Annotated in this window: 10 protein-coding genes; 7 read left to right on the top strand and 3 right to left on the bottom strand. The window is 67.7% G+C overall.

Annotated features, from left to right (window positions below; all coding sequences use genetic code 11):
- Positions 1 to 120 precede the first annotated feature (120 nt).
- The 3 genes from V1Y59_RS19640 to V1Y59_RS19630 all read left to right on the top strand — a co-directional run bounded on the left by V1Y59_RS19640 (position 121) and on the right by V1Y59_RS19630 (position 6,588).
- Complete coding sequence (locus V1Y59_RS19640; RefSeq protein WP_330506733.1) at positions 121 to 5,613, top strand: ATP-binding protein; 5,493 nt, start codon at positions 121 to 123, stop codon at positions 5,611 to 5,613.
- A gap of 144 nt (positions 5,614 to 5,757) precedes the next feature.
- Positions 5,758 to 6,099: an ArsR/SmtB family transcription factor gene (locus V1Y59_RS19635; RefSeq protein WP_330431887.1), complete on the top strand. Its 342-nt coding sequence runs from the start codon at positions 5,758 to 5,760 to the stop codon at positions 6,097 to 6,099.
- Between the two features lie 3 nt (positions 6,100 to 6,102).
- Positions 6,103 to 6,588 (top strand): SRPBCC family protein, encoded by a 486-nt coding sequence (locus V1Y59_RS19630; protein WP_330506732.1) that lies wholly within the window; start codon positions 6,103 to 6,105, stop codon positions 6,586 to 6,588.
- Positions 6,589 to 6,603: 15 nt separating this feature from the next.
- On the opposite strand, the gene V1Y59_RS19625 is transcribed toward V1Y59_RS19630, so the two are convergent.
- Entirely contained in the window at positions 6,604 to 7,602 is a 999-nt protein-coding gene (locus tag V1Y59_RS19625) for a MerR family transcriptional regulator (protein WP_330506731.1), read from the bottom strand.
- 9 nt (positions 7,603 to 7,611) lie between these two features.
- Positions 7,612 to 8,256, bottom strand: a complete 645-nt coding sequence (locus tag V1Y59_RS19620; RefSeq protein ID WP_330506730.1) for a HEAT repeat domain-containing protein — start codon at positions 8,254 to 8,256, stop codon at positions 7,612 to 7,614.
- 94 nt (positions 8,257 to 8,350) lie between these two features.
- Here V1Y59_RS19620 and V1Y59_RS19615 point away from each other — a divergent pair, with 94 nt between their 5' ends.
- Together V1Y59_RS19615 and V1Y59_RS19610 are read left to right on the top strand one after the other, a co-directional pair.
- A complete protein-coding gene (locus V1Y59_RS19615) occupies positions 8,351 to 9,793 on the top strand; it encodes an NAD(P)-binding protein (protein WP_330506729.1) in 1,443 nt (480 codons plus the stop codon).
- Positions 9,794 to 9,842: 49 nt separating this feature from the next.
- On the top strand, positions 9,843 to 11,423 hold the full coding sequence (locus V1Y59_RS19610) for an FMN-binding glutamate synthase family protein (RefSeq protein ID WP_330506728.1): 1,581 nt from the start codon (positions 9,843 to 9,845) through the stop codon (positions 11,421 to 11,423).
- 37 nt (positions 11,424 to 11,460) lie between these two features.
- Here the strand turns inward: V1Y59_RS19610 and V1Y59_RS19605 are convergent, their stop codons facing one another.
- Entirely contained in the window at positions 11,461 to 12,732 is a 1,272-nt protein-coding gene (locus V1Y59_RS19605; RefSeq protein WP_330506727.1) for a DUF7373 family lipoprotein, read from the bottom strand.
- 310 nt (positions 12,733 to 13,042) lie between these two features.
- On the opposite strand from V1Y59_RS19605, the gene V1Y59_RS19600 reads away from it, so the two are divergent.
- Both V1Y59_RS19600 and V1Y59_RS19595 read left to right on the top strand, forming a co-directional pair.
- A complete protein-coding gene (locus tag V1Y59_RS19600) occupies positions 13,043 to 14,086 on the top strand; it encodes a hypothetical protein (protein ID WP_330506726.1) in 1,044 nt (347 codons plus the stop codon).
- Between the two features lie 207 nt (positions 14,087 to 14,293).
- On the top strand, positions 14,294 to 14,773 hold the full coding sequence (locus V1Y59_RS19595) for a hypothetical protein (RefSeq protein WP_330506725.1): 480 nt from the start codon (positions 14,294 to 14,296) through the stop codon (positions 14,771 to 14,773).

Here is a 14,773-nt window from a genome sequence, read left to right as displayed (position 1 = left end):
ATATCTCTTACGCGCCAGTAGCGCGACCGTACTCGCGCGTAGGGAATCGATTCGCAACAATCATGCGAGTCGACCTCTATGCGCCCACCGGCGAGCATGACAACGAGAAGGGAGTCGGTGATGTTCACACGCATTGCCATCGTGAACCGAGGCGAGTCCGCGATGCGACTCATCCACGCCGTCCGGGACCTGTCCGCCGAGACGGGACGGCCGATCGAGGTGATCGCGCTGCACACCGACGTCGACCGTAACGCCACGTTCGTCCGCGCGGCCGACATCACCTACGACCTGGGGCCGGCCGCGTCCCGTCCCTACCTGAACCTCAAGGTCCTCGAGCGCGCACTGCTCGAGACCGGCGCCGAGGCCGCCTGGGTGGGGTGGGGCTTCGTCGCCGAGGATCCGCTGTTCGCCGAACTCTGTGAACGCATCGGCGTCACCTTCGTGGGTCCGTCGCCGGAGGCCATGCGCAAACTCGGTGACAAGATCGGCGCGAAACTGATCGCCGAGGAGGTCGGGGTCCCGGTGGCCGCGTGGAGCCGCGGCGGGGTCGACACCCTCGACGAGGCCGTGGCCGCGGCGGCCGAGATCGGCTACCCGCTGATGCTCAAGGCGACCGCAGGCGGTGGTGGTCGAGGTATCCGGAAGGTCGCGAGCGACGCCGATCTGCGCGACGCCTACACCCGCACGCGCGACGAGGCCGAGCGCGCCTTCGGCAGCGGCGTGGTCTTCCTGGAACGTCTGGTCACGGGGGCACGTCACGTCGAGGTGCAGGTGATCGCCGACGGTCAGGGCACCGCGTGGGCATTGGGTGTGCGCGATTGCTCGGTGCAGCGCCGCAACCAGAAGATCATCGAAGAGTCGGCGTCGCCGGTTCTTCCGGCCGATCAGGTCGCCAACCTGAAGGCATCTGCCGAACGTCTTGCCGTCGCGGTGGGTTACCGGGGCGCGGCCACCGTGGAGTTCCTGTACCACCCCGGTGAAAACCTCTTGGCCTTCCTCGAGGTCAACACCCGCCTGCAGGTCGAGCACCCCATCACCGAGACCACGACCGGATTCGACCTGGTACGCGCGCAGCTGCACGTCGCAGCCGGCGGCCGACTCGAAGGTGAGCCGCCACAGGAACGTGGCCACGCCATCGAGGCCCGCCTCAACGCCGAGGACCCCGACCGCGACTTCGCCCCGGCACCGGGCCGAATCGCGCTCCTGGAACTGCCCGCCGGACCCGGCATCCGGGTCGACACGGGTGTCAGCGAGGGCGACACCATCCCGGCCGACTTCGATTCGATGATCGCCAAGATCATCGCCTACGGCCGCGACCGCGACGAGGCACTCGGCCGACTGCGCCGCGCGATGCGTGAGACGCGGGTGATCATCGCCGGCGGCGCCACCAACAAGAGCTTCGTCCTGGAACTGCTGAGCAGGCCCGAGGTCATCGACGGCAGCGCCGACACCGGCTGGATCGACCGCGTCCGCGCCGAGGGTGGTCTCGTCGCCAATCGGCATTCCGCGATCGCCCTGGCCGCCGCCGCCATCGACGCCTACGAGGAAGAGGAGCACGTCGAACGGCAGCGGCTGCTGTCCACCGCATCCGGTGGTCGCCCGCAGGTCCAGCACCAGAGTGGCCGCCCACTCGATCTCAAGCTCCGCGGTGCGGGCTACCGGGTCCGCGTGGCCCGTATCGGCGCGCACCGCTTCCGCGTAGCCATCGAAGCCGGTGCCGAGACCCACACCGCCGACGTCGACCTCGAACGGTTCGACACCCACAGCGCGCAGATGGTGGTCAACCACGTCCGCTACCGCCTGGTCACCGACACCCACGGGCCGATCCACCTCGTCGACGTCGACGGCGTGACGCATCGCGTGAGCCGCGACGAAGGCGGCGTGCTGCGGTCGCCGGCACCCGCGCTGGTCGTCGCGACACCGCTCGAGGTGGGCGCCGAGGTCGAGGCCGGAGCACCCGTCCTCGTCCTGGAGAGCATGAAGATGGAGACGGTGCTGCGAGCCCCGGTCCGCTCTCGTCTGAAGGAGTGCTCGGTATCGGTCGGCACGCAGGTCGAGACGGGTGCACCGTTGTTGCGGCTGGAACCCCTCGCCGACGACGCGGACGCCGACGCCACCGAGGAGGTGGCGGAGACCGTCGACCTCGAGTTGCCTGCCGAGCGGACCGATGTGGAGGCGCACGAGCGCACCACCCGGACCCAGGAGGATCTGCGCAGCCAACTCCTGGGCTATGACGTGGATCTGCACGACCGCACCCGCCTGCTCGACGACTACCTCGCCGTGCGGCACGCCGCTCTCGAGAGTGGACGCCGACCGCTCGCCGACGAGCTGGAATTGATCACCGTGTTCGCCGACATCGCCGAGCTCAGCCAGAACCGGCCGTCGGGGGAGGTCCTCGGGGTCGAGCACGTGCACAGTGCCCGCGAGAACTTCCACACGTACCTGCAGAGCCTCGATGTCGAGCGGGACGGTCTTCCCGAGACCTTCCACACGCAGCTGGGTCGTGCGCTCGGCCACTACGGCGTTGCCGACCTGGACCGCAGCCCCGAGCTGGAAGCGGCCGTCTTCCGGATCTTCTTGGCCCTGCAGAATCCGGTCGACTCGGTCAGCGTGATCAGCACGCTGCTGCGCGAGTGGTTGCGCGAGCCGACACCGCGGGAGGAGCTGCGCGACATCGTCGGCAGCTCCCTCGACCGCCTGGTGGCCGCGACCCAGGTCCGTTTCCCGGCCATCGCCGACCTCGCACGCGGCGTCATCTACGCCTGGTACGGCCAGCCCCTGTTGCGGCGTGACCGCGCCCGCGTCTACAACAACGTTCGCAAGCAGCTGCGCTACCTCGACGAGACTCCCGACGCGTCCGACCGTTCCGACCGGATCGCGGAGATGGTCCGCAGTACCGAACCGCTGGTGCGTCTGCTCGGTCAACGCATCGTGCGCGGCAACCTCGACAACTCGGTGATGCTGGAGGTGCTGACCCGCCGCTACTACGGGAACAAGGGGCTCAGCGACATCCGCATCCAGCCCGCCGGCGGCGCGAGCTTCGTCGTCGCCGAACGCAGCGGCGCGAACCTGGTGTCGGCCGCGGTGAGCTTCGACGATCTGCCCGCAACCATGGGCGGACTCGCCGAACTCGCGCAGGAGACCGCATCGGTGGATGCGGACATCTACCTCAGCTGGGAGCAGCAGCCCGCGGACTTCGATGCGATGGCCGGCAAACTGCACGAGATCATCACCGCGACGTCGATGCCCGGACAGGTGCACCGGATCACCGTGACCGTTGCCGGCAGCGGTGACGCGCGCATGCACAATCACTTCACGTTCCGACCGTCGGCGACGGGTATGTCCGAGGAACGTCTGATCCGCGGATTGCATCCCTACATCGCCCAGCGCATGCAGATGGAACGACTGCGCAAGTTCGACCTCACCCAGCTGCCGTCGTCCGACGACGAGGAGGTCTACCTCTTCCGTTGTGTCGCCAAGGAGAATCCGTCCGACGAGCGGCTCATCGCGTTCGCACAGGTCCGCGACCTCAGCGCGATGCGTGAGCACGACGGCCGGCTGCTCACCCTGCCGACCGCGGAGACAACGCTGGCGTCGTGTGTCGATTCGATCCGTCGCGCGCAGCGCAGCTCGAACCGGACGTCGTCGACCAACCGCATCGTCATGTACGTGTGGCCACCGATCGATGCCCTCGACGACGACCTCAACACCATCGCCGACTACTTCCGGGGCGCAGCGACCGGCGTGGGCCTCGAGGAGGTCCTGCTCATCGCGCGGCGACGCGAACCCGGCAGCCGCGAGCTGACCAAGGTCGCGGTGCGCTTCTCGGTCAACGCCACGGGCGGCTTCGACGTCGCCGTGGGCGAACCGTCCGACGAGCCCATCGAACCCGTCGACGAGTACCGGCAGAAGGTGCTCCGCGCCGCCCGCCGCAACACCGTGTACCCGTACGAGCTGGCCGCGCTACTCGGCGAGTTCTCCGAGTACGACCTCGACGCGGAACAGCGTCTGGTGCCGGTGAACCGAGCCCGTGGCCGCAACACGGCGGCGATGGTCGCCGGCGTGGTGACCACTCCGACCGAGAAGTACCCGGAAGGCCTGACGCGGGTCGTGCTGCTCGGTGACCCGACCAAGTCCCTCGGTGCGCTGTCGGAACCCGAGTGCGCGCGGGTGATCGCCGCCCTCGACCTCGCCGAGCAGATGCAGGTGCCGCTCGAGTGGTACGCGCTCTCGTCGGGTGCCCGGATCTCGATGGACTCCGGTACGGAGAACATGGACTGGGTGGCCAGGGCACTGAAACGCGTGGTCGAGTACACGCAGGCAGGTGGTGAGATCAACATCGTCGTGGCCGGCATCAACGTCGGCGCGCAGCCGTACTGGAACGCCGAGGCAACGATGCTGATGCACACCAAGGGCATCCTCGTGATGACGCCCGATTCCGCGATGGTTCTGACCGGTAAGCAGTCGCTGGACTTCTCCGGCGGAGTGTCCGCCGAGGACAACTTCGGCATCGGCGGCTACGACCGCGTGATGGGCCCCAACGGCCAAGCGCAGTACTGGGCACCGAATCTCGGCGCGGCGCGTGATGTCCTGATGTCGCACTACGACCACACGTATGTGGCGCCGGGGGAGCAGTCCCCGCGTCGGGCCGCGACCAGCGATCCCTCCGACCGAGACGTCTCCGATTTCCCGCACGTGTTGGCGGGCAGCGACTTCAGCACCGTGGGCGACATCTTCTCCTCGGCGAGCAACCCGGATCGAAAGAAGCCCTTCGACATCCGCACGGTGATGCGTGCGCTGGCCGACCAGGACCACACGGTGCTCGAGCGGTGGGCAGGCATGGCCGACGCGGAGACGGCCGTCGTCTGCGACGTCCATCTCGGCGGTATCCCGGTCTGCCTGCTGGGTATCGAGTCGCGCGAGGTCGCGCGTCGTGGCTACAAGCCGACAGACGGTCCGGACACCTACACCGCGGGAACGCTTTTCCCGCAGTCGTCGAAGAAGGCGGCGCGCGCGATCAACGTGGCCAGCGGCAACCGCCCGCTGGTGGTGCTCGCGAACCTGTCCGGGTTCGACGGTTCACCCGAATCGATGCGCAAACTGCAGTTGGAGTACGGCGCGGAGATCGGCCGCGCCATCGTCAACTTCCGCGGGCCCATCGTGTTCTGCGTGATCTCTCGCTACCACGGCGGGGCGTTCGTGGTGTTCTCCAAGGCGCTGAACCCCAACATGACGGTGCTCGCGATCGACGGATCGTTCGCCTCCGTGCTCGGTGGTGCACCGGCCGCGGCGGTCGTCTTCGCCGGTGAGGTCGCCAAGCGCGTGGGCGGAGACCCAAGGGTCCGGGAACTGGAGACCCGCGCCGCGGGGGCCTCGGGCACCGACCGGTCTGCGCTCAATGCCGAGCTGGCCGACGTCCGCCAGTCCGTCCGCGCCGAGAAGATCAGTGAGATCGCCGCCGAGTTCGACTCGGTGCACAGCATCCGGCGTGCGGTCGAGGTCGGCTCGGTGGATGCGGTGATCCAGGCCGCCGAACTCCGTCCCCGCATCATCGGCGCGATCGAGAGCAGCTCCAACTGGTCGGACCGCGGGGCACAGGCTGCCATGTCCTGACGTTCGGAAAACTCCCCGCATACCGGGGTCCTGACACCACACCGTCTGCCGGGCCAGAGGATTCGTCCTCCGGCCCGGCAGACGTTTTTCGCTCCACCGACACGAAAGTATTGACATACAACCGATTGGTTGTATGTTTAAGGTGTGGCCGACGCGGACGAGGACAGAGCAGACGCCCTCTTCCACGCGCTCTCCGACCGCACGCGGCGCGACATCCTGCGTCGTGTGCTTGCCGGTGAGCATTCGGTCTCGGTGCTCGCGGCGAAGTACGAGATGAGCTTTGCCGCGGTGCAGAAGCACGTCGCCGTGCTCGAACGAGCCGGCCTGCTGATCAAGAGGCGTAGTGGCCGTGAGCAGTTGGCCTCGGGCGACGTGGCCGCGGTGCAAGCGGTATCGGATCTGCTGGCGGAGTTCGAGCAGGTCTGGCGCGGCCGCATCGCACGTATCGACGAACTTATAGCAACCGAACCGTCACCAGAGGACTGAGCCATGCCTGTCACCAATGTTTCCCACGACATCGACGCCCGCACCATCACCATCGCCGCCGAGTTCGCCGCCCCGGTCGACCGGATCTGGCAGGTGTACGCGGATCCGCGCCAGCTCGAGAAGGTCTGGGGCCCGCCGACGTTTCCCGCGACCGTGGTCGAACACAGCCTCAAGCCCGGCGGCCGGGTCACCTACTACATGACCGGACCCGAGGGAGAGAAGTACGCCGGATACTGGGAGGTGGACACCGTCGACGAGCCGAACGAGTTCACCTTCCGTGACGGTTTCGCCGACGAGGACTTCAAACCTGTTGAGTCGCTACCGGTGTCAACAAACACCTACAGCTTCCGCGAGGAAGGCGGCCGCACGATCGCGACCTATGTGAGCATCTACGAGACCGCCGAAGGTCTGCAGAAGGTGCTGGAGATGGGCGTCGAGGAAGGTGCGTCCGAATCGATCAACCAGATCGACGGGCTGGTGGCCCGTTGACCCGCGCACGACGCGTCAGGTCGACGTTGGTCGCCCGTCGAGGATGACCCCGGCCGTCGCGGCCACAGTCGGGTCGGTGTCCGCGAGCAGCCGGCTCAGCATGGGGTCGGCCCGCGGGACCGGGATCTCGGCGAGCGCCTGGGTGATGCGTAGTCGTGCTGCGGGATCAGGGGTCATGTCGTACTGCTCCTGCAGCGTCGCGACGATGTCCGCCGAGGTCTGCTCGGCCAACCGGCCGAGGGCCTCGGCGGCCTCGACGTCGCGGCGCCCGTCGACCACCATCGCCACCAGCCGGGTGATCGCGTCCACCTCAGCGGTGTGCGCGAGTGCCACCGCCGATCGGTCACTCACCTCGTCATCGGGGTCATCGAGCGCTCGCCGCAGCAGCGCCACCACATCCGGATGGTCGACGGCGACGATCGCGGCAAGCGCGCGACGGCGGATCGCGACGTCGTCGTCGACGAGCCCCCGTGCGAGACCCGACAATCCCTGACCTCCGGCCCGTGTGATCGCCCAGCGCAAGGCGCCGGCGACATTCGGATCATCCTCCGACAGCACCGCTCTCACGAGTTCCTCGATCGCCGGGCTGGTGCCACTGGTCGGGGAGAGCACCGCCTGTTGCCGGCGCGCTCCCGACTCGGATTCCAACGCGCGGGCCTGCGTGACCACCCGGACGACGTCGGTCCAGTCCGCCGGCGCGGCATGCTCCACCCACTCGAGACGGCGCAGCAGCTCCTGCTCGGATGCAATGCGCTCACGCGTCCGCCGGATCACCTCGGTCACCAGCGCATCGGGCGAGAACTGTGGTTGCGCGAGGGCTTCGGCGACCTCCTCGAGGGACAGCCCGAGCGTTCGGAGACTCTCCACATGGAAGAGCCTCCGAACGTCGTCCGCCGAATATTCCCGGTATCCGCCGGATGTCCGGCCGGTGGGCGTCACCAACCCGAGCCGGTCGTAGTGCCGCAGCATGCGGGCACTGACGCCGCACCGTCGGGCCACCTCACCGATCAGCATCGGCCGCACTCACACATCGACACCGACCGAGGCACGACGCGCCATCTCGACCGAGAGATCGAACGCGGCATCCGGATCGCCCAACAACCTCTCGGTGGCAGCCGCGTGTGCCCGGACCCGGGGATCCGCGTGGCGCACATATGCGTCCACCACCGGATGGGCCGACTCACCGAGCTCGACCATCGCGCGTGCCAGACTGAGCTGCACCTGCGCATCACCGCGGCCGAACTCCGCGGCGAGGTCGGCCGCCAGATCCGATGCGTCGGCGGGATCGACGAGAGCCACCGCAGCACGCCATGCGGCACGTGCCACATCGTCGTCGGGGTCATGGATCGACATCGCCACGCGCGAGAACGCTCGTCGTTCCCCGATCTTGGACAGCGTGTGCAGCGCCTGGCTGCGGGCCTGTGGCTGGGCCGACTCCAGCTCGGTGAGCAGGGCAGGCACGGTGATGTCGGCAGACGCCCGGCACAACGCCCAGGTCAACATGTCGCGCACGAAGAAATCCGGTTCCGTGCCACACCTCTCGATGAGCACCGGGACAAGCCGCTCGTCCGCGGCGGTTCCCGCGGCGAGCGCGGCCCGCAGCCGCTGCGACGCATCGTCGGCCCCGAGGGCATCGATCAGTGTCCTGTTGTGATCGTTGTCGGTCATGACGATCACCTCCTCACCGACCATGGAACAGCTTGTCACGATGACAAGGTCAAGTGCGGCCCAACGCGCGCGAGGTGCGGATACCATTCGACCCATGTCATCCGCTCTTTCGACAGAAGAGCGAATCATGGCGTCCGACCCGCTGACCACCGACTATCTCGTCGTGGGCGCGGGCGCGATGGGCATGGCATTCACCGACACCCTGATCGACCACGCCGACGTCCACGTGACGCTCGTGGACCGTCGGCCAACCGCGGGTGGTCACTGGCTGGATGCGTATCCATTCGTCCAACTACACCAGGCGTCGGTGTTCTACGGCGTCGGCTCGACGGTGCTCGGCGACGGGACCGTTCAGCGAACCGGTCCCGAGCAAGGATTCGGGGAGCGCGCTCGCCGGCCCGAGATCGCGGCCTACTTCGACGACATCCTCTGGCGCCGCTTCGTGGGCTCCGGACGTGTCACCTTTCTGGGCACCAGCGAGTACCGGTTCGACGGCGAGAACCACCTGGTTGAATCGCGGGTGTCCGGTAGGATCCGACCGGTCACGGTGAGACGCAACGTCGTCGACGCCACCTACCTGTCGCCGACCATCCCCGCGACGACCCCGGCTCCGTTCGCGGTCGCCGACGAGGTCCCGGTGATTCCGGTGCACGAACTCGCATCACTGCGTGAGGCACCCGACCATTTCGTCATCGTCGGTGCCGGAAAGACCGCCACCGACGCGATCATCTGGCTGCTGGCCCGCGACGTGCACCCCGACCGCATCCTCTGGGTTCGGCCACGCGAACCCTGGATGTTGAATCGGGCTGTGGTACAACCTGATCCGCTGGTGGCCCTTCAGCTCGCCACCGACACGATGGCATCGGCCGCACAGGCCGGAACCGTCGATGACGTGTTCGAATCCCTCGAGGAGTCCGGGGTGATGATGCGGATCGACCCGGCCGCGCTCCCGACGATGGCGAAGGCACCGACCCTCGGCGCTTGGGAACTCGAACATCTCCGGACGATCGACCGAGTTGTCCGCCTGGGCCACATCGAACGGATCGACCGCCGCGAGATCGTCCTGCAACGGGGGAGGGTCGCCCTACCGCCGGGAGCGCTTGTCGTCCACTGCGCCGCATCCGGGCTGCGCTACCCACCGCTCGTGCCGATCTGGGGCGACGGGCCCATCCGCCTGCAGACCATCCGGGCGGGCTTTCCCTGCTTCAATGCAGCGCTGGCCGGATATGTGGAAGCCACCCGCGACGACGACCGTGAACGCAATCGCCTCTGCCCGCCCAACCGGCTGTCGGACACACCTCGCGACTGGCTGCACATGCAGGCGCGTAGTGCCCACGCGACCCGGACGTTCGGCGCCGAACCCGATATCGCGGCCTGGGCGAACGCCTGTGCGCTCAACCCTGCGCGGATCGGACCCACGCTCCGCGACAGCCCCGCGGTGCGGGCGGCGCAGCAACGCCTTTCGGAAGTCGCGCAACCAGGTCTCGCCCGGTTGAGCGAACTCGCTGCGAGCGCGACCCCCGGCGGCGAGCGCTGACCTTCTCGGTGGACGTTTCGAACCGCGGTCCGCGGGCAATCCGTCATGCATGAGCCGGTCGGTTTCTGCCGTCGCTGTCGGAGCCGCCACCGCCGCTGCTGCGGTCGTGGTCCGCGACCTCACGCAGCGTCGCCACGCCCTGCTGCGCAACTTCCCGCTGGTCGGTCACGCGAGGTACTGGCTCGAATCGGTCGGTCCGGAGTTGCGCCAGTACATCGTCGCCGCCAACGACGAGGAACGACCCTTCACGCGGGACCAACGCCGATGGATCTATGCGTCAGCGAAGAAGGAGAACAACTACTTCGGATTCGGCACCGACAACGACCTGGAGTTCACCACCGGGTATCCGGTGATCAAGCACCGAACCTTCAGTCGTGCGGTGCCGGCATCGACGCCGAGCGCCGGCCACGATGTCGACCTGCCGAGCGCCAAGGTCATCGGGGCGGCGCGCGATCGGCGGGATGCCTTCCGGCCGGCGTCGGTTGTCAACATCTCCGCGATGAGCTTCGGTTCGCTGTCGGGAAACGCGGTCGAGGCGCTCAACCGGGGCGCCGCGCTGGCCGACTGTCTGCACAATGCGGGTGAGGGTGGCATCTCGCGCTATCACCGCCACGGCGGCGAGCTGATCTTCCAGATCGGCACCGCCTACTTCGGTTGCCGAGACACCCAGGGACGGTTCAGCCTCCCCGCTCTCAAAGAGGTGGTCGGCCACGCGCCGGTGCGCGCTCTGGAGATCAAACTCAGTCAGGGCGCCAAACCGAGCCTCGGCGGACTACTGCCCGCCGCCAAGGTCTCTGCGGAGATCGCTGCCGCACGGGGAGTGCCCCAAGGTCAGGACTGTGTCAGTCCGTCGCGGCACGCCGAGTTCACCGACACCGACGGTCTTCTCGACTGGATCGAACTGCTCGCCGCCGAGACCGGACTGCCGGTGGGAATCAAGGCTGCCGTGGGAGATCTCGACTTCTGGTACGAGCTGACCGATCTCATGAAGACAACCGGACGTGGCCCGGACTTCGTCACGATCGACGGTGGGGAAGGGGGAACCGGGGCGGCACCGCTGATCTTCACCGACACGGTGTCGTTGCCGCTGCTGCTCGGATTCACCCAGGTCTATCGGATCTTCGCCGAGCGCGACCTGCACGAGCAGGTCACCTTCATCGGCGGCGGCAAACTCGGACTGCCGGACAATGCGGTCGTCGCCTTCGCCCTCGGCTGCGACATGATCAATGTCGCCCGTGAGGCGATGCTGGCCATCGGATGTATCCAAGCCCAGAAATGCCACACCGACACGTGCCCCACCGGGGTCGCCACACAGAACAATTGGCTCGCACGGGGATTGGTACCCGAGGTCAAGGCCGAACGGGCAGCCAACTACATCAAGACCCTGCGCCGAGATCTGCTGAAGGTGGCGCAGGCGTGCGGTGTGGAGCACCCCGGCCTGATCTCCACCGACTCGATCGACATTCTGTCGGGCAGGTCGACGGCGACCCCGTTGCACGAGGTGTACGGCTACACACCGGGGATGGGACTGCCTTCGGCAGCGGACCGCGACGAGATCATCCGTCTGGTGAGTGGTGAACCCCGGGGTGGCTCGGCCCCGCCGTCACGGGACTCCACCCCCCGGCGTTAGCCGACGGTGTCACCCGCGCCGACTCCCGGCACTGTCATCAAGCGTTCTGATCGGCCTTGGTCAGGATGACGTACTGTGCCGAGATCTGCTGGTAGGCATCGGTGACGTCGTCCGACCGCACGTATCCGACGTAGCGGCCCTCCTGCACGTGGCAGGAGTACAAGGTGCCTTGGCCGATGCTCTTGGTGCATGCAGCGGCGGGGAGTCCGGGCGGTGGGTCGATGGGAGTACTGGCATCCCCGGCTCCGCCGTCGGCTTCCATGATGGCTGTCGCCCCGTCCGGGGTGGCGGCGCGATACACGATCGACCGTTCGACGGCGTTGGCGGTAGACCCGGTCTCGGTGAGCACCGTGAACGTGGTCTTCGGGTCGGTACTCGTGTGGGCCCGTCCCCGCGGACCGTACACCGCGCGCAGCTGGTGACCGGGGCCGAAGGTGCCGCCGGTCTCGAGCTCCTCGTCGGTCATCGGCAGTGCGTAGATCAACACGCGGTCCTGGTCGACGTACGGTCGGACGGAGTCGGTGATCCCACGTTCGGCAGCCTCGGCCTTGGTCGGCGTGGCGGGGAACTGGTCGATCAAGGCACGTTGGAGGCCCAACGCCGTGCGCAGCGTCGGGTCGAGAAGATCTTGCTGTTCGGGAGTGGTCTCCACCCACTGGTACAGGACGTACGAGTTGTGCGGCGTGAACGCGAGCATCTGCTCGTTGCCGCCGATACTGGATCGCTTCACGATCGCTGTCGGCTCACCGGGCAGCCCGGTCAGCTCCGTCTTGTCACGGGTGGCGAGCGCATCGGCCATCTGGCGGGCGGCGGCACGCGCGTGATTCGCGTCCGCATAGCGCACCACCATGTTGTTGAGACTGCGTGCGGTGCCCGCGCGAAGGTGGGAATCCGGTGTGGAGGCGGTCGTCGTGTAGCCACCGAGCAAGAACTCGTTGGCGGGCACGTCGACGGCCTCCGGACCGAGGATCATCGTGAGGTTCTTGCGCGAGGCGATGGTCTGGGTGGGCATCTTCTGGTTGGTGAGGTCCCCGTCCACCTCGAACGGCACCACGATGAACTGGGCCATTCGTTGGGCCTCGACCTGAACGATCTCGGCGTCGGTGGCACGGCCGAACGGTTCTCGCGGTTCGGTCGGGTAGCTGCCGGTGTCCAACGCGGCCAGATCGACCGCTGCCTGCGCCTCACCGGCCGCCGACGGACTGGGCTGGGGACTGCCGTTGGTGGTACATCCGGTCGCCACGGCAGTCGCGGCGACCACGACTCCGAGGACGCGAAGAGCCGAAAGAGACAAGACGGATCGAGACATGGCTGTGTTTCCCTCTCACTGCACGCAGCGGCGCGTGCACCCCCTGGTGTGCTTCCGCGGCAGACGTTCCCTGGTCAGAGATTGGTTGCAGCGGAACGCGTGAAAGTTCCCCGACCGGGCACATTCACGATGCTTGTGTCGCTGTGCAGGGTAATACACGCCTCGAGTAACCGGCAGATGCCCGCCCGTTTCTCACTCGGACTCATCTGTGGATTGCGGGAACATTCCGGCCCGCACCGGCCGTCCTACCTCCGACAGCGCAATGAGCCACCGATGGATAGTCCGTGGACCGAACTGAAAGGCCGACCCGATGTCTGATCCCACCAGCCCCGACCTGACCACCGAAGCCGTCACCGACAGCGACGGCGACGGGCAGCCGGACACCGTGCACATGCGCGATGAGCACGGCAACGAGTACACCGGCCATGTCGCCGACGACGGCTCGGTGACCGTCGAGGGCGGTCCCGACGGACCGGTCACGGTCAGCCCCGACGGCACGGTCACCGGGCCGGGCGCAAATCCTGCGCCGGCGCCGGCGCCGGAGGAGGCCAGTGCCCCCGGACCGGAAAGTGCACCGTCGCCAGAGTCCGAGCCCGAGTCCTCGCCGACACCGACCGCCGAGTCCGCACCGTCGCCAGAGTCCGGACTGTCGACCGAGTCCGAGTCGGCGCCGCCTGCATCGGCGCACGCGCCGAACACCGACGAGCGCACCACCGATGCCGCGCCCGGTGAGCCGGCCGCGGCAGCCGGTGCGGCCCGACCCGAGTCGACCGACCCCGCGGGTCCCGGAGCCCCTGCCGCCGAGGGCGATGTGACGATCGACTCGACCGTCGACGTCGATCGTGACGGCGACGCCGATGTTGCGCGCGGCGACGTGGACGGCACCCCGATCACCGCATATCTCGACAGCGACGGCAACGCCATCCTGGTGGAGGCGGACACCGACCACAACGGCACCTTCGAGACCGCGATGTACGCGGGCGACAACGGCACGGTGATCGCCGAGGTCGACACCGACGACGACGGGATCCCTGATCTCGCAGCCCAATACACCGAGGACGGCGACCTGCACCGCGTGGCGACCCTGGACGCAGAGGGCGAGGTGACCAGCGTCAGCACCGATGTCGACCTCGACGGCACCCCCGATGAGGTTCTCATCGACACCGACAACGACGGCACCCTGGACTCCACGGTCCTCGACGTCGACGGGGACACCATTCCCGACACCGTTCTGACCGACCACGACGGGGACGGCACCACCGACGAGATCAGTTATGTCTACGGTGGACCGGACAATCTCGAGGCCCCCGGAGGGCCGACCGACACCGGCTATGCCGACGACGCATCGTTCTGACTGACTCCTGCGGGGCGGTGACACCGATGGGTGTCACCGGTGGGGGGCCCCCCCCCCGCAGCTGTCCGAGGGGATGTGCTGCCGATCGACGTCGTCCCCCGTTCACCGGACAACTCACCGAAATGTGTAACGCAGAGCACACCCTGCGGTATGTATCTATCAACATGTGAACGACACCGACATCCCTCCACATGAGATCGGAGCACCATGCGCAAGGCCCTCAAACGATGCGCTGTATCACTCGGATTGGCCGCCGCTGCAGCGTCGGCGACCGTCGGGGCCGGGACTGCCCAGGCGGCTCCACCGCACACCGTCTTTCAGATTCCCGCGACAGCCCTGGCGACCAGCGGACTCGTGGTACCCGGCCCCTACTTCGCGAACGTCGTCGCGGCGCCGACCAACCGGCCCGGCCTGACTGCTTTCTCGGCGCCGGCACCTCGGTCGATCTGCAGTAGCAGCGCTGCCGGTTCGTTGGTGCGCATCAGCTACCTCAACGTCACCACCGGTCAGTCGGGCGCCGTGATGGTCAAGCCCTGCCCCTACTACCTGAACCCGACACCGGTCGTCGCCACCGCGAACACCGGCGCCGGCCAGGTTGTGGCCACGATTCAGGTGACCGGGTCGGCGGCATACCCGAATGCGGGCCAGCCGTCGCTGCCCGGCGTGGCGACCTTCGCCGCGCGCTGA

The organism is Gordonia prachuapensis (assembly GCF_036350515.1).
GTDB lineage: Bacteria > Actinomycetota > Actinomycetes > Mycobacteriales > Mycobacteriaceae > Gordonia > Gordonia prachuapensis.
The sequence above is the reverse complement of the archived record's forward strand: the minus strand, read 5'-3'. Positions and strand labels throughout refer to the sequence as shown.